The organism is Cellulomonas sp. P24 (genome assembly GCF_024704385.1).
In the GTDB taxonomy this organism is placed as follows: domain Bacteria; phylum Actinomycetota; class Actinomycetes; order Actinomycetales; family Cellulomonadaceae; genus JAJDFX01.
Window position 1 is genome coordinate 1689943 of the sequence record NZ_JAJDFX010000002.1, and the last position, 14962, is coordinate 1704904.

At 71.7% G+C, this 14962-nt stretch carries 16 protein-coding genes; 4 read left to right on the top strand and 12 right to left on the bottom strand.

The window, feature by feature from the left end; translation table 11 throughout:
* The first annotated feature begins 24 nt into the window (after positions 1-24).
* From LJB74_RS07935 to LJB74_RS07945, 3 genes are read left to right on the top strand one after another with little or no spacing between them, the layout of a single operon-like run.
* Positions 25-684, top strand: a complete 660-nt coding sequence (locus LJB74_RS07935) for an ABC transporter permease (RefSeq protein WP_259308018.1) — start codon at positions 25-27, stop codon at positions 682-684.
* Between the two features lie 11 nt (positions 685-695).
* Positions 696-1865, top strand: coding sequence for an ATP-binding cassette domain-containing protein (locus tag LJB74_RS07940; RefSeq protein WP_259308019.1), 1170 nt, complete (start codon positions 696-698; stop codon positions 1863-1865).
* Positions 1862-2719 (top strand): ABC transporter permease, encoded by an 858-nt coding sequence (locus LJB74_RS07945; protein ID WP_259308020.1) that lies wholly within the window; start codon positions 1862-1864, stop codon positions 2717-2719. The genes LJB74_RS07940 and LJB74_RS07945 overlap by 4 nt, the downstream gene beginning before the upstream one ends.
* An 81-nt stretch (positions 2720-2800) precedes the next feature.
* On the opposite strand, the gene LJB74_RS07950 is transcribed toward LJB74_RS07945, so the two are convergent.
* The 3 genes from LJB74_RS07950 to LJB74_RS07960 all read right to left on the bottom strand — a co-directional run bounded on the left by LJB74_RS07950 (position 2801) and on the right by LJB74_RS07960 (position 7284).
* The gene (locus LJB74_RS07950; protein WP_259308021.1) at positions 2801-3625 is read right to left on the bottom strand and encodes a glycine betaine ABC transporter substrate-binding protein; all 825 of its coding nucleotides are present in this window, start codon (positions 3623-3625) and stop codon (positions 2801-2803) included.
* Between the two features lie 461 nt (positions 3626-4086).
* Entirely contained in the window at positions 4087-6675 is a 2589-nt protein-coding gene (locus LJB74_RS07955) for an ATP-dependent Clp protease ATP-binding subunit (protein ID WP_259308022.1), read from the bottom strand.
* A gap of 147 nt (positions 6676-6822) precedes the next feature.
* The gene (locus tag LJB74_RS07960) at positions 6823-7284 is read right to left on the bottom strand and encodes a thioesterase family protein (protein ID WP_259308023.1); all 462 of its coding nucleotides are present in this window, start codon (positions 7282-7284) and stop codon (positions 6823-6825) included.
* Positions 7285-7349: 65 nt separating this feature from the next.
* On the opposite strand from LJB74_RS07960, the gene LJB74_RS07965 reads away from it, so the two are divergent.
* Positions 7350-8486, top strand: a complete 1137-nt coding sequence (locus tag LJB74_RS07965) for a pyridoxal phosphate-dependent aminotransferase (RefSeq protein WP_259308024.1) — start codon at positions 7350-7352, stop codon at positions 8484-8486.
* Here the strand turns inward: LJB74_RS07965 and LJB74_RS07970 are convergent.
* From LJB74_RS07970 to LJB74_RS08010, 9 genes are read right to left on the bottom strand one after another with little or no spacing between them, the layout of a single operon-like run.
* Positions 8452-9018 carry an O-acetyl-ADP-ribose deacetylase gene (locus LJB74_RS07970; RefSeq protein ID WP_259308025.1) on the bottom strand — a complete coding sequence of 189 codons (567 nt, stop codon included), beginning with the start codon at positions 9016-9018 and terminating at the stop codon, positions 8452-8454. The two genes, LJB74_RS07965 and LJB74_RS07970, sit on opposite strands and share 35 nt — an antisense overlap.
* 58 nt (positions 9019-9076) lie before the next feature.
* Positions 9077-9514, bottom strand: coding sequence for a D-aminoacyl-tRNA deacylase (dtd, locus tag LJB74_RS07975; RefSeq protein WP_259308026.1), 438 nt, complete (start codon positions 9512-9514; stop codon positions 9077-9079).
* Positions 9515-9560: 46 nt separating this feature from the next.
* The gene (locus LJB74_RS07980; protein WP_396125220.1) at positions 9561-10568 is read right to left on the bottom strand and encodes an asparaginase; all 1008 of its coding nucleotides are present in this window, start codon (positions 10566-10568) and stop codon (positions 9561-9563) included.
* A gap of 14 nt (positions 10569-10582) precedes the next feature.
* Positions 10583-10921, bottom strand: coding sequence for a DUF2516 family protein (locus tag LJB74_RS07985; protein WP_259308028.1), 339 nt, complete (start codon positions 10919-10921; stop codon positions 10583-10585).
* Positions 10922-10941: 20 nt separating this feature from the next.
* Positions 10942-11367: a type II toxin-antitoxin system VapC family toxin gene (locus tag LJB74_RS07990; protein ID WP_259308029.1), complete on the bottom strand. Its 426-nt coding sequence runs from the start codon at positions 11365-11367 to the stop codon at positions 10942-10944.
* A 2-nt stretch (positions 11368-11369) separates the two neighbouring features.
* Positions 11370-11636, bottom strand: a complete 267-nt coding sequence (locus tag LJB74_RS07995) for a type II toxin-antitoxin system prevent-host-death family antitoxin (RefSeq protein ID WP_259308030.1) — start codon at positions 11634-11636, stop codon at positions 11370-11372.
* Positions 11637-11675: 39 nt separating this feature from the next.
* Positions 11676-12911, bottom strand: coding sequence for an FUSC family protein (locus LJB74_RS08000; protein WP_310650831.1), 1236 nt, complete (start codon positions 12909-12911; stop codon positions 11676-11678).
* Between the two features lie 32 nt (positions 12912-12943).
* Entirely contained in the window at positions 12944-14137 is a 1194-nt protein-coding gene (locus LJB74_RS08005; RefSeq protein ID WP_259308031.1) for a folate-binding protein YgfZ, read from the bottom strand.
* Positions 14138-14144: 7 nt separating this feature from the next.
* Complete coding sequence (locus tag LJB74_RS08010) at positions 14145-14750, bottom strand: FABP family protein (protein ID WP_259308032.1); 606 nt, start codon at positions 14748-14750, stop codon at positions 14145-14147.
* Between the last annotated feature and the right edge of the window lie 212 nt (positions 14751-14962).

The window sequence follows — 14962 nt, forward strand, 5'->3', positions numbered from 1 at the left end:
CGTTACCGACGAGGGAGCTTGTTGATGGACGGCATGTCGAGCTGGTTCGGGTATGTCGTCGATCACTGGGGGGACATCCTTCAGGCCTCTCTGCAGCACGCCCGGCTGGTGCTCGTCGTCATCGTGGTCGCGACCGTGTTCTCGGTCGTCGCCGGCGTCATGGTCCAGCGCCACGCGCTCGCCCGGACCGCGGCGCTGAGCATCGCGGGGATCTTCCTCACCATCCCGTCGCTCGCCCTGTTCGCGCTCTTCATCCCGATCCTCGGGATCGGGAACCCACCGGCGATGCTGGCGCTCTTCCTCTACGCGATCCTGCCGATCCTCCGGAACACCGTCACCGGCCTGGAGGAGGTCGACCCGGCCGTGGTCGAGTCGGCCCGCGGGATGGGCATGGGCACCGTCCGGCAGCTCATGCAGGTCCGGCTCCCGTTGGCGTGGCCCGTCATCATGGCCGGGGTCCGGGTGTCCAGCCTGCTGGTCGTCGGCATCGCTGCGATCGCGGTGCTCGTCGGCGGCGACGGGCTCGGCACGTTCATCCAGGGCGGCCTGACCCGCCTCGGCCTACCCGGGAGCGTGGAGTCGGTCTGGGTCGGGACCGTGTTCACGGTCATGCTCGGACTCCTGCTCGACCTGGTGTTCGCCTTCGTGCAGCGCCTCACCACCTCATCCGGCCTGCGGAACTGAAGGAGAGACCCATGGACGACACCTCGATGATCCGCCTCGACCGAGTCACCAAGATCTACCCGGGCAGCGACGTGCCCGCCGTCGAAGAGCTCACCCTGGACGTGCGGAAGGGCGAGATCCTCGTCCTCGTCGGCCCGTCCGGGTGCGGCAAGAGCACCACGCTGCGACTCATCAACCGGATGATCGAGCCCTCCGGCGGGCACCTGTACTTCGACGGCGAGGACGTCACGAAGGTCAACCCCGATCACCTGCGCCGCCGGATCGGTTACGTCATCCAGCAGATCGGGCTGTTCCCCCACCACACGATCGCCGAGAACATCGCCACGGTCCCGAAGATGCTGGGCTGGGAGAAGAAGCGGATCAGTGCCCGCGTCGACGAGCTGCTCGACATCATGGGCCTCGAGCCGTCCGAGTACCGCAACCGCTATCCCAAGGAGCTCTCCGGCGGGCAGGCCCAGCGGGTCGGGGTGGCGCGGGCCCTGGGAGCGGACCCGGACGTCATGCTGATGGACGAGCCCTTCGGGGCGATCGACCCGATCACCCGGGACCGGCTCCAGAACGAGTTCCTGCGGCTGCAGGGCGTGCTGGGCAAGACGATCGTCTTCGTCACGCACGACATCGACGAGGCCATCAAGATGGGCGACCGCATCGCGATCCTCGGCGAGCGCAGCGCCATCCGCCAGATCGACACCCCGGAGCGGATCCTCGCCCTGCCGGTCGACGACTTCGTGGACGACTTCATCGGCTCCGGCTCCACCCTGAAGGGCCTGCACTTCGAGCGGGTGAGCGGCCTGGACCTCAAGCCGTACCCGACGATGACGCTCTCCGACCCGGTCGAGGTCGGCCAGTCGACGCTGCGCGCCTCCGGGCGCGAGTGGCTCCTGCTGCTGGACGGCGAGCGACGCCCGGTGCGCTGGTTGCGGGCCGGCGACCTGAGCCGGGGCGGCGGTGGGCGCGACCTGCTCACCCGCGGACAGCACGTCCGCAGCCGGGTCGAGGAGAACGCGACGCTGCACGACACCCTCGAGGAGATGCTCAAGTCCTCCACCGGGCGGGCTTGCGTGGTCGACCCCCGGGGTCGGTTCGTGGGCGCCGTGGAGATCAACCACCTCACCGAGGTCATCCGCAGGCTCCGCGACGAGGCCCAGGCCCACTACGACGCGCTGGAGGCGTCCTCGTGAGCGGCCCCAGGGCCGTCGGGCGAACGGGCGCGCCGCCGCTCGAGGCCGATCGGTCGCGCTCGGCAGACGACGACGGCACCGATCTCGCGGTCGCGACAGCACGCACCCGGTCGACCCGGAACCGCCCGATCGGACTGGCGCTCGCCCCGGTCGGCATCCTCGTCCTCGCCGCCGGGCTCTGGTTCTACTACCGCGGCCTCCACCTCGACTCGGGGGACAACTTCCAGCAGGCCAGTGCGCTCGACTGGGGCGTCAAGCTCTGGCCAGAGACGGTGGAGCAGGTCACCATCGCGTTCTGGTCGACCGTCATCGTCGTCCTCATCGCCGTCCCCGCCGGCGTGGCACTCACCCGACCCGCGCTGCGACGGTTCGGCCCGGCCGTGCTGAGCGTGGCCAACGCCGGACAGGCGCTGCCCGCCTACGGGCTGCTCGTCATCTTCCTCGTGATGCTCGGCCAGGGCCTCACCACGGTCATCTGGGCGCTCGTGCTGTTCGCGCTGCTGCCCGTGCTGCGCAACACCATGGTCGGGCTGGACGGCGTCGACCGGCCGACGATCGAGGCCGGCCGCGGGATGGGAATGACGAGGTGGCAGGCGCTCGTGCACATCGAGCTCCCGCTGGCGGTGCCCGTCATCATCGCCGGGGTGCGCACGGCCATGATCATCAACATCGGGATGGCGACGCTGGCGTTCCTGGTCGGCGGTGGCGGGCTCGGGATCACGATCAACTCGGGTCTGAAGCTCCAGCAGGACCCCGTCCTCCTCGTCGGGGCCGGTCTGGTCGCGATCATCGCGCTCAGCTTCGACTGGCTCGGCGCCGTCGCCGAGCGCTACCTGAAGCCTCGGGGTCTCTAGGGCCTGCACGCACCTGGCTCACACGCACGAGGGCCCCTCACCGCAACGGTGAGGGGCCCTCGTCGTGCGCGTGCCGGGCGGCTAGAGCAGCCCGATCTCCTTGAGGTAACCGGCTGCGACGTCCTTGGCCTTCTTGCCGTCGACGTCGACCTTCGCGTTGAGCTCGGCCATCTTCTTCTGGTCGAGCGGCTTGAGGATCTCGTCGGCCAGCTTCGTGTACGTCGCGGCGTGCTTCTCGAAGACCGCGTCCTTCCACGTGTAGGAGACGTTGTAGAGGATGAAGACCCCGGGGTCCTTCACCAGGCTGAGGTTCAGCGCGGTGATGCGGCCGTCGGTCGTGAAGATCTCACCGAACTGGCACGAGCCCTTCGCGGTCTCCGTGTAGATCAGGCCGGTGTCGAGGATCTGGATCTGGCTCTGCGGCACCTGGTACCCGGTGGCCTTCGTGAAGAGCGTCAGACCGTCGGGACGATCCGGGAACTCCGTCTCCATGCACAGCTTGGCCTCGGGGTGGGCCTTGAGGTAGTCCGCCATCGACTGCAGGTCGAACCCGCCCTGGGCCTTCGCCAGGTCACCGTTCGCGGCGAAGCCGTACGTGTCGTTGAACGGCGAGAGCCCGACCCACGTGATCTTGTTCTTCGTCAGGTCCATCGCGGACGTCGCGTCGAAGAGGGCCTGCGGGGTCTTGCTCGGGTCCTGCTGGCCGAGGTGGACGGTCCACCCGGTGCCGTCGTACTCGGGGTAGACGTCGATGTCGCCGGACAGCAGCGCCTTGCGGTTCACCGACGTGCCGCCGAGGTCGGTCCGGTCGGTGACGTTGGCGCCCTCGGCCGTCATGGCCTGGGCGAGCATCTCGCCGACCAGGATGTTCTCGGTGAAGTCCTTCGACCCCACCGTCACGTTCACGCCGTCAAGCGCCTTGGGGCTACCCCCGGCGGTCGGGGTGCTGCTGTTGCCGCTACAGGCGGCGAGCAGACCGACCGACAGGACTGCGGTCGCGGTTCCGAGAAAGCGGATTCTGGCGGAAAACAAGGTCAACTCCATCAGTTGGGGATACGAGTCACACAACGGGGCCCCGCCTGAACGGGGCCTGTGCATCCCCCCAGACTGTCACACGGGGTCCGGCGTACCCCGGTCTCGGGGCGGCTCTCGGCGCCCCGCCACCATGTCGCGAGCTGCATCGGTGCAGGTCAGAGGCGTCTTCGACGAATGCGGGATGTGTTCGAGGTCGACGCCCCCTCCCTCGCCGCCACCGTGACCGGTCACCGTGCGTCTCGAGCGCCGGCACGAACGCGTGAGGGGCCCGGATCCGTGCGGATCCGAGCCCCTCACCTGTCGCGTCCCGACGCGGCCGCGTCGGACGTCCCTCAGTTGGCCGCCGGCATGACCCCGCTGGCCGGTCCGTCCGAGGAGGACGGTCCCGCCGGTACGTCGATCCCCGACTTCGGGGTGCCCGTCTCGGCGGCCACGCCGACCGGGACCGGTTCGACGAGTGCCTGGTCGCCCTTCGGGACACCCTCGAAGGTGAACTCTCCGAGGAGACCCTCGCCGTGCCCGTCGACGCGGATCAGCTGACCGGCCTTGAGCTCGCCGAACAGGATCTTCTCGGACAGTGCGTCCTCGATCTCCCGCTGGATCGCCCGGCGCAGCGGGCGCGCCCCAAGGACCGGGTCGTACCCCTTCTCCGAGAGCAGGATCTTCGCGGCGGGCGTGAGCTCGATCGCCATGTCCTTGTCGCGCAGACGTGCGTCGAGCTTGGCGATCATGAGGTCCACGATCGCGACGATCTCCGGCTGCGACAGCTGCGGGAACACGACCACGTCGTCCACGCGGTTGAGGAACTCCGGGCGGAAGTGCTGCTTGAGCTCGTCGAGGACCTTGAACTTCATCCGGTCGTAGGACGTCGACAGGTCGCCGCCCACCTGGAAGCCGGTCTGGAGGCCCTTCGCGATGTCCCGCGTGCCGAGGTTCGTCGTCATGATGATGACGGTGTTCTTGAAGTCGACGACCCGACCCTGCGAGTCGGTCAGACGGCCGTCCTCGAGGATCTGCAGCAGCGAGTTGAAGATGTCCGCGTGCGCCTTCTCGACCTCGTCGAACAGCACGACCGAGAACGGCTTGCGCCGCACCTTCTCGGTGAGCTGACCGCCCTCGTCGTACCCGACGTAGCCGGGGGGCGAGCCGAACAGACGCGAGACGGTGTGCTTCTCCGAGAACTCGCTCATGTCGAGCTGGATCAGCGCGTCCTCGTCGCCGAACAGGAACTCCGCGAGCGCCTTGGCGAGCTCGGTCTTCCCGACACCGGTCGGCCCGGCGAAGATGAACGAGCCACCCGGGCGCTTGGGGTCCTTGAGCCCCGCACGCGTGCGGCGGATCGCCTGGGAGAGCGCCTTGATGGCGGCCTCCTGACCGACGACGCGCTTGTGCAGCTCGGCCTCCATGTGGAGCAGCCGGCTCGACTCCTCCTCGGTGAGCTTGAACACCGGGATGCCGGTCGCGATCGCCAGCACCTCCGCGATGAGCTCCTCGTCGACCTCGGCCACCGCGTCCAGGTCCCCGGACTTCCAGGCCTTCTCCTTGTCGACGCGCCGCAGACCGAGCTGCTTCTCGGTGTCGCGCAGGCGCGCCGCCTTCTCGAAGTCCTGCTCGTCGATCGCCGACTCCTTGTCGCGACGCGTCTCGGCGATCTGCTCGTCGAGCTCGCGCAGCTCGGGCGGGGCCGTCATCCGGCGGATGCGCAGGCGCGCGCCGGCCTCGTCGACCAGGTCGATCGCCTTGTCGGGCAGGAACCGGTCGTTGACGTACCGGTCGGCCAGCGTCGCGGCCGCGACGAGCGCGCCGTCGGTGATGGACACCCGGTGGTGCGCCTCGTAGCGGTCCCGCAGGCCCTTGAGGATCTCGATCGTGTGCTTGAGCGTCGGCTCCGCCACCTGGATCGGCTGGAAGCGGCGCTCCAGGGCCGGGTCCTTCTCGACGTACTTGCGGTACTCGTCGAGCGTCGTGGCCCCGATCGTCTGGAGCTCGCCGCGCGCGAGCATCGGCTTGAGGATGCTCGCGGCGTCGATCGCACCCTCGGCGGCACCCGCACCGACGAGCGTGTGGATCTCGTCGATGAACAGGATGATGTCGCCGCGCGTGCGGATCTCCTTGAGGACCTTCTTCAGGCGCTCCTCGAAGTCACCGCGGTAGCGGCTGCCGGCGACGAGCGCACCGAGGTCGAGCGTGTAGAGCTGCTTGTCCTTCAGGGTCTCGGGCACGTCGCCGCGCACGATGTCCTGGGCCAGCCCCTCGACGACGGCCGTCTTGCCGACGCCGGGCTCGCCGATCAGCACCGGGTTGTTCTTGGTGCGGCGGGACAGCACCTGCATGACCCGCTCGATCTCCTTGCCACGACCGATGACCGGGTCGAGCTTGCCCTCGCGGGCGGCCTGCGTGAGGTTGCGCCCGAACTGGTCGAGCACGGCCGAGCCCGACGGCTGACCCTCGGCGGGGCCGCCGGCCGCGACCGGCTCCTTGCCCTGGTAGCCCGAGAGCAGCTGGATGACCTGCTGGCGCACACGGTTGAGGTCCGCGCCGAGCTTGTTCAGCACCTGGGCGGCAACACCCTCACCCTCGCGGATGAGGCCGAGGAGGATGTGCTCGGTGCCGATGTAGTTGTGGCCGAGCTGCAGCGCCTCGCGCAGGGAGAGCTCGAGAACCTTCTTGGCCCGGGGCGTGAAGGGGATGTGACCCGACGGGGCCTGCTGGCCCTCGCCGATGATCTCCTGCACCTGGGCGCGCACGGCGTCGAGAGAGATCCCGAGGGACTCGAGCGACTTCGCAGCGACGCCTTCGCCCTCGTGGATGAGACCCAGGAGGATGTGCTCGGTGCCGATGTAGTTGTGGTTCAGCATCCGTGCCTCTTCTTGGGCAAGGACGACGACCCGGCGGGCTCGGTCTGTGAATCTCTCGAACATGTGCACTCCTCACGAGCGGCGTGCGGCCTGGGCACAGAGCCCCGGCGTGGGCGTTGTTCGATGCTAACGGGGGTACGGGGGCAAACCTGCCCGTGTTCGCCGCAGGCGTGACTGTCGGCCGGGCACGACCCACCGGACCGCTTCGCCTCACCAGCCGTGCAGCTCCGGTGCCACGCCCTCGTACGCCTCGAACGCGGCCCGTTCCTCCGTGGTGAACGCGCGCGGGGCATGGGTCGCGGCGTCGAGCTGGACCATCCGTGAACGGGCCCGCAGGAACACCGTGCTGGAGCTCGCGGCGTCGAGGATCTCGTACGCGAAGTCCACCGACGAGCGACCGATCCTCGGGACCCACACCTCGACCGCGAACGGCGCGGGGCGGTAGGTGAGCGCTGCGAGGTACTCGATCTCGTGCTTGACCACGACCAGCATCGACGCCGTGAGCGCCCCGGTCTCGTCGACCCCCATCGACGGGAAGAGCGTGAACCGGGCGTCGTCGAGGTACCCCAGGTACGCGGCGTTGTTCACATGCCCGAAGAGGTCGACGTCCGACCACCTGACCTGCATCACCACGCGTCCACGACGCGTGCCCGGTGCTCCCACGTTGTCCACCCGGTCACCCTAGCCGCGACACGCACGACATCTCCGCGTCACACGGAACGGCTACCGTCTCGCGCGTGCCCACGCTCGCGCCGCACGTGCAGACCATCCCCGCCTCCGGCATCCGCCGCATCACCGAGCTCGCCTGGGCCACTCCGGGGACGATCGTGCTCAGCGTCGGTGAGCCGGACCTCCCCACGTCGCAGCACATCCTGCGTGCCGCGGTCGACACGCTCGTGCGGGACGACACGCGCTACACGCCGAACGGCGGCATCCCGCCGCTCCGCGCCGCCCTCGCCGCCCACCTGACGTACGACGGCGTGACCGTGGACCCCGACCAGGTGTGGGTGACCGCCGGCGGCGCCCAGGCGCTGCACCTGGGGCTGAGCCTCACGGTCGCGGCGGGCGACGAGGTGCTGGTGCCCGACCCCGGCTACCCGCCGTTCTCGATGGCGAGCCACCTGCTCCAGGCCGTCCCGGTGCCGTACCCGCTGCGGGCGGAGGACGGGTTCCTGCCGGACCCCGCCGCGATCGAGGCCGCGATCACCCCGCGCACGCGCGTCCTGCTCCTCAACTCGCCGTCCAACCCGCTCGGCACAGCGCTGCCGGCCGGCCTGCTCGAGGACCTCGTCGACCTCGCGCGACGGCACGACCTCTGGGTGCTGTCCGACGAGTGCTACGAGGCGTTCACGTATGACGTCCCGCACGTCCCGGCGGCACGGTTCGACACGGACGGCCGGGTCCTCACCCTGCACACGTTCTCCAAGACCCATGCGATGACCGGGCTGCGCGTCGGCGCCCTCGTCGTCCCGCGGTCGGTGATCCCCGTCATGGCTTCGGTGCAGGAGTCGATCGTCTCGTGCGTCAACACCCCGGCCCAGTACGCGGCGTTGGCCGCGCTCACCGGGCCGCAGAACGACGTCGCCGAGGCGGCACGCACCTACCGGGCGCACCGTGATCTCGCGTCGGCGGTGCTCGACGCGCACGGCATCCCGTACCTGCCCGCGACCGGGGGGCTGTACCTCTGGGCTGACGTCTCGCGACTGTGCGGGGACGACGTCGCCGCGTGGGCCGAGCACCTCGTGCTCACGGCCGGGGTCGCGGTGGCTCCGGGGTCGGCCTTCGGCCGCGGCGGCGAGGGGTGGATCCGGATCTCCCTGACCGCGACGGTCGACGACCTCACGACGGGGTTGAACCGCCTGACCCGCGGGTGAGGGCTGACCGGAAAGCCTCGAGCGCGGTTTCGGAGAACAGCACGAACCGCACCAGCGTGACCGCGTGCTCGCGGCCCGACGCGTCGACCGGGTGCTGCTCGGCCCAGGACCGGACCGTGTCGACCGCGATCTGAGCGACGTCGTCCACCGCCCAGCCGTACACCCCCGCGCTCACGGCCGGGAACGCGACCGAACACGCACCGAGCGCGGCCGCGACGTCGAGGGACCGCGCGAAGCACGACGCGAGCAGCCCGGGGTCGGTCTGACCCCGGTGGCGGTCGGGACCGACGGTGTGGATCACCCAGCGTGCGGGCAGGTCGCCGGCGCCGGTGGCGACCGCGTCGCCCGTCGGCAACCCGTCCGGGAGGGTCGTCCGGCGCAGCTCACGGCACTCGGCCAGCAGCGCGGGCCCCGCAGCGACGTGGATCGCGCCGTCCACCCCGCCGCCACCCAGCAGCGACGAGTTCGCCGCGTTGACGATCGCGTCCACGTGCTCGCGGGTCAGGTCGCCACACACCGCCTCAATCAGCATGGGCCCATCGTGACCCCGGTCGGGGCCCGGACGCACGGCGGCACGGCGCGGTGGGCCGCTACCGCGACGGGTCGGACTCGAGCAGGATCGTCACGGGTCCGTCGTTGACGAGCTCGACCGCCATGTCGGCGCCGAACACCCCCGTCGCGACCTCGAGCCCGCGGGCCCGCAGCGCGGCGACGACGTCGGCGACCAGTGGCTCCGCGACCGGGCCCGGCGCGGCCGCATTCCACGTCGGGCGTCGGCCCTTGCGGGTGTCCGCGTACAGCGTGAACTGGCTGACGACCAGCACCGGTGCCCCGACGTCGACCGCGCACTGCTCGTCACGAAGGATCCTCAGCTCGGCGATCTTCCGCGCGACGAGCTCGACCTGGGCCGGACCGTCACCGGGGGTCACCCCGATCAGTGCGACGAGACCCGGCCGGTCGATCCGCCCGACGACCTCGCCGCCGACGGCCACCGAGGCATGCGTCACGCGCTGGACGACGGCTCTCATCCGGCCTCTCCTCCTGTCACGTGCCGGTACCTGCGCAGGTCGCCCCTCATGCGCCAGCCGGGGTGCCGAGCGTCGCCACGACCTCGCCCACCGGCTCGCCGTGGCCGAGGACCGGGGTGTGGCCGACGGCCCGCAGCGCATCGAGGTCGACCGCGGGGTCCAGGCCGGCGAGCAGGAGCGCGGCGACGAGCACCGCCGGCCGTGGCCGCGCGCCGCCGTCGGTGATCTTGAACGCGATCGCCCGGCCGTCGGGGAGCCCCGCGGCGTACACGCCATCGGCCCCGTCCTTCGCGACGAGGCCAGGCACCGCGCGCATGACCTGGGTCGCGTCGCGACCCGTCCCGGCGACGAGCCAGGGGTTCGCGGTCATCGCCGCCGCGACACGTGCCTGCGGGGTGCCGGGGGCGTCGCGCGGTGCGGCGGCGATCGCGCCGAACGCACGCGCGAGACCGGTGAGGGTCGTCGAGAACAGCGGGGCGCCGCAGCCGTCGACGGTCGCGTGCTGCACCGGGACGCCGGTGAGGTCCTCGAGCGTGCGACGGATCGCGACCTGCAGCGGGTGCCCGGGGTCGAGGTACGACGCGAGGTCCCAGCCGTTCACGACGCACGTCGCGAGCATCGCCGCATGCTTGCCGGAGCAGTTCTGCGTCAGGGCGCACGCGACGTGCCCCGAGGACTGCCATGCGAGGGCCGCAGCCGGGTCGAGCGGCAGGTCCGGCGTGTTCCGCAGCGCGTCCTCCGTGAGGCCGGCGCCCGCGAGCACCGTCCGCACACGTTCGAGGTGGGCCGGCTCGGCGTTGTGGCTCGAGCACGCGATCGCCAGCTCCGGGCCGTCGAGCGCCAGACCGTGCCGCAGCATCGCGATCGCCTGGAGCGGCTTGAGCGAGGACCTCGCCAGGATGGTGACGTCCGGGTCGCCGAAGGCGTGCTCGACCGTGCCGTCAGTGCCGTGGGTGCCGAGGACGACGAGGTGGCCGGTGTGCACCGACTCGACGAGGTCACCACGGACCACGCGTGCGAGCGGGACCGCGCGGGTCCCGACGTCGATCCCCATCGACATGCCCCGGTTCACCAGCCGCCGCGCGAGGTCGGGCCACGACGTCCACCGCGACCCGACGGCCCCTGGACGGCAGGGCGGACGTCGACGAGGTACACGATCGCCGCCACGGCCGCGATGAGCGCGATGAACCCGAGATAGCCGTTCCCGAGCGGCGGCGGCAGGGCGACGAAGGCCACCGCCGTGGAGGCCGCGAGCACGATGACCCAGAAGTTCTTGGTGCGCTTGCCGGCCGACACGAACGCCTGCGGCGTGCGGATGAGGGCGTCGACGAGCCCCCACACGCTCAACCCGAAGATCGCGACGAACAGGATGAGGTACACGAGGTTCTGCAGCGAGGCGAAGATCACCCTGCGGAGCCTACGAGACGTCAGGCGGTCGGGACCACGGTCAGCCCCTCGGCGCGCGCCGCGGCGGCAAGGTGCTCGTCCCAGACCGCGACCACGAGGTCCGGCGAGGCGACGGCGAGCGCGCTCGCGAGGTGCACCGCGTCGGCTCCGCGGACGGGGTGCCGTGCGATCAACCGCGCGGCGGTCGCCATGATCTCCGCGGTGACCTCGACCAGGTAGACGCTCGGCGCGAGCCGGTCCCAGATCCGCACCGCCGCGCCATGGTCCTCGGGCTCCAGCAGCCCGGCCCGTTGCGCAGCCGCGAGGGTCGCCCGGACCTCGGCATCGCACAGCCGCGACGTCACCACCGCGTCGGCACCGTCCCACAGCCGCGACGCGAGGGGAGATCCCGGCTCGTGCACGCAGAGCTTGAGCACCGCGCTCGCGTCGACGTAGACGAGCGCCATCGTCAGCGCCGGAGCCGACGCACGAGGCCGGTCACACCCGTCGCGCTGCGCGCACCGGGCCGCTCGTCGCCCTCGACCACCGGCCGCGGCGCATCGGGTGCGGTGAGCAGGCCGTCGTGCAGGAGCTGCGTGAGGAGGTCGGCCGACGCGACCCCGGTGAGACGGGCGACCGGCACGCCCCGCTCGGTGATGACGACGTCCTCACCGCCTCGCGCGGCCTCGATCCACTGCTTGAGCTCGGCGCGCAACGTGCTGACCGGAACGTCCATCTTCAGACGGTACAGCCGATCGTCGTGCGCGTGTACGCCTCAGAGCTCCGGCAGGGCGTCCCGCGCCGCGCCGGGGTCCTCGCCGGTCGCCTCGAGGAGGTCGACCACGAGCGAGCGGCACAGCAGCACGAGGCTCTGCACGTGCCAGTCGTCGGGAGCGAGCACGAACGGGTCCAGCCGGCCCGCGAGCACCAGGAGCTCCTCGCGCGCACGGACCGGTTCACGGCCTGTCGCGAGCGCGATCCCCAGGTCGTCGCACGCGACCGCGAACCCGTCGACGACCGTCGCCACGTCGGCACGGTCGTGGACGTGACCGTCCTCGATCGTCGCGAGCGCGCGCCTGACCAGCACCCGGGCGTTGCGCATCGCCCGGTCCACCCGCACCGCCGAGTTCCCGAGGGCGGTCAGCTCGTCGCGGTGGCGGCGCCCCGCCGGCGACACCCGGGCGAGGTCACGGGCGTTGCGTGCACCCTCCCGCCAGTCGTCGAGAGCCGGCTGCGAGGCCCGTCCCCGGATCAGCGCGTCCTCGACGTCGTGCGCCGACCCGTTCCGGAGGCCCCGGGCGAGCAGGTGCAGCATCCCGGCGAGCTCGCCGACGGCGTTCTTCGCCTGCATCCGCGGCCGGCGCCGCGGGTCGCTCGGGGTCAGCGCGGCGACTGCGAGCGCCACCGCGCCGCCGACGAGCGCATCGGTCCACCGGCCGAGCGGGCCGCCGTTCGCCCCGAGCGCCGGCAGGCCCACGATCACCAGCGCCTGCACCCCGGCCTGGGTCGCGAGCACGACGCCACGGTCGATGAACCGCGCCAGCAGCGCCGAGACCGCCAGGACGAGCGCGACCTGCCACCACCCGCTGCCGATCACGTGCACCACGAGGTCACCCAGACCGACGCCGACCGCGACACCGATCGCGAGCTCCGCGACCCGTCGGACCTGCCGGTCCATCGAGAACCCGAGCGCGACCCAGGCGGACACCGGCGCGAAGAACGGGAACTCGTGCCCGAGGACGTGCCGCCCGATGGCGTACGACGCCCCGGCGGCGACCGACGCCTGCAGCACCGGGAAGAACGACGCACGGACCCGGCCCCAGCCCTGCCGCACGCGCGCCTCGCCGAGGACCCGTGCGGACCGACGCCCCCGCAGGTCGACGGCCGTGCGCCCGACGTCCCGACCGCTGCGACCCTCGGAGCCGACCGCTCCGCCGGTGCCGCCCGTCTCCCCGGCGCCGGTCTCGGCGCCACCCGCAGAGTCACCCGCGGGGCCGCCCGCACCTGCCACGTCCGCAGGGTCGCCGGTGCCCGCGGGCTCGCTCACAGGCGCGGTGGGTGACCGAGCCCGCGCGCGACAGGGCCGCGCTGCGGTGGCCGGTCGACGGAGACGCCGTCCGCGGCGATCACGACCTCCTGGGCCGCGGACACCGCGCCGCCGTCGCAGTCGACGACCAGCACCGCGTCCTCGGGCAGACTCCGCTTGACCAGCGCGAGGGCCACCGGTCCGAGCTCGTGGTGCCGGGCCACCGAACCGACCTCGCCGACCACCCGGTCACCGCCGCCCTGCACCCGGATCGCCGCGCCGTGGGCGGGGAGCAGGTGGCCGGAGCCGTCGAGCAGCAGCATCACGAGCCGGCGCGGCGGGCGACCGAGGTTGTGCACCCGTGCCACGGTCTCCTGCCCCCGGTAGCAGCCCTTGTGCAGGTGGACCGCGGTCCGCAGCCAGTCGAGCTCGTGCGGGATCGTCCGGTGGTCGACGTCCAGGGCCAGGCGCGGACGCCAGGCCTCGATCCGCAGCGCCTCGCTCGCCCAGGTCCCTGCGATCCGCCACCCGCTCGCCTCGCGTGCCGCGACCTCGTCCACCAGGGTGGCCCGCGGGACGAGGACGTGACGCCACGGCCGGTCCCCACCGGGGTGCTCCTCCTCCGGGCGCCCGTACCGCGTGCCACCGGGTGCGACCCTCGGCCACGGGTCGCGCCACGTGACCGGTTCCCCGTCGCCCCCCTCGGAGTCGAGCGGCTCGCCGAGCGTCGCCCACTCGTCGCTGACGTCCGCGACCTCCACCCGGAGCATGAACCTCATCCGGTCGAGCCACGCCGCGAGCGCGGGGGCGTCGGAGCCGTCGGTCAGGAGCCAGGTCGCGTCGCCGTCGTCCACGACACCGGCGGCGTGCTCGACGTGCCCCTGCGGGCTGAGCACCAACGTCTCGGTCGAGGTGCGCGGCGCGAGCTCGGTGAGGTCCTGCGACGTGATCGAGTTCAGCCACGAGAGCCGGTCCGGCCCGGTCACCCGGACGACGCCGTGGTGGGACAGGTCCACGACCGCGCCACCTTGCGCCAGGGCGCGCTGCTCGGCCGTCGGGTCCCCGTAGTGCCACGCGACGCCGTCGTCCGCACCGGCGGCCGCCACCGCGCCCCGCCGTGCGAGCAGCGGGCTCCGGAACCTCGCTTCGGGCCAGACGCGCGCCCCTGCCTCCGAGGTCGTGATCGGTGTCGCGCCGGGGTCCGTCGTCATCGCCTGCTCACGCGTCCTGTCCGTCGTCGTCCACGTCGACCCTGCTCAGCCGTGCGGACACGTAGGACTGCAGACCCTGCCCGAAGGCCGCCAGGTCCCACGCCCACATCAGCTCGCCCTGGACGTAGCCGTACATCCGGGTGGCCGCCGTGATCTCCGCCGCGCTCGACGTGCGCGCGATCAGGTCGCTCACGAGGTCGACGCGGCCGTTGCCGGTGGAGCCGACGTACAGCGACAGGTGGCCCGCCGGGTCGGTGAGCAGCACCTCGAGCGGGTGCCGGTCGGCGGGCAGCGAGGGTTCCCGTTCCGGCGAGACGCGCCAGTACCCCGTCTCGGTGGACCACACGGGTCCCGGTGCGGGGCCGTCGACCGCCTGGACCTCACCGTCGGGCCCCGGCACGAGCGCCGAGCCGTCGTCCGGTGCGACGACCAGCCGGAGCGTCGACTCGTACCGCAGGTACGGACCCCCGTCGTGGTCGAAGACGACGTCCTGGGTGACCACGGTCTCCTCGATCCCCGGGTACGCGACGACGCCCTCGCCGTGCCAGCGGCCCAGCAACCAGGCGAGCGGGTACGCCTCGGGGGCGAGGTCGTCCGGGATCACGAACGCCATGTCAGCACCTCTCTCGACGCGACCGCTCCGGCCGGGGCGTTCCCCGACGGGTACGGGCCCGACGTGGGCAGGTTCAGTGCTGTCCCTTGTAGAGCCGGTAGACGACGAACCCCGCGAACCACGCGATCGCGATCGTCGTCAGCAGCAGCAGACCGATGAAGAAGCCTTCGAGCGCGCTCATGGGGCGATCCTAACGACGACCGGCGGCAGAT

Coding starts and splice junctions, on each gene's coding strand:
- LJB74_RS08010 (WP_259308032.1), bottom strand. CDS start 14,750: ATGGCGTTCGTGATCCCGGACGACCTCGCCCCCGAGGCGTACCCGCTC.
- LJB74_RS07955 (WP_259308022.1), bottom strand. CDS start 6,675: ATGTTCGAGAGATTCACAGACCGAGCCCGCCGGGTCGTCGTCCTTGCC.
- dtd (WP_259308026.1), bottom strand. CDS start 9,514: ATGAGAGCCGTCGTCCAGCGCGTGACGCATGCCTCGGTGGCCGTCGGC.
- LJB74_RS07940 (WP_259308019.1), top strand. CDS start 696: ATGGACGACACCTCGATGATCCGCCTCGACCGAGTCACCAAGATCTAC.
- LJB74_RS07935 (WP_259308018.1), top strand. CDS start 25: ATGGACGGCATGTCGAGCTGGTTCGGGTATGTCGTCGATCACTGGGGG.
- LJB74_RS07995 (WP_259308030.1), bottom strand. CDS start 11,636: ATGGACGTTCCGGTCAGCACGTTGCGCGCCGAGCTCAAGCAGTGGATC.
- LJB74_RS08005 (WP_259308031.1), bottom strand. CDS start 14,137: ATGACGACGGACCCCGGCGCGACACCGATCACGACCTCGGAGGCAGGG.
- LJB74_RS07990 (WP_259308029.1), bottom strand. CDS start 11,367: ATGGCGCTCGTCTACGTCGACGCGAGCGCGGTGCTCAAGCTCTGCGTG.
- LJB74_RS07970 (WP_259308025.1), bottom strand. CDS start 9,018: ATGCTGATTGAGGCGGTGTGTGGCGACCTGACCCGCGAGCACGTGGAC.
- LJB74_RS07980 (WP_396125220.1), bottom strand. CDS start 10,568: ATGGGGATCGACGTCGGGACCCGCGCGGTCCCGCTCGCACGCGTGGTC.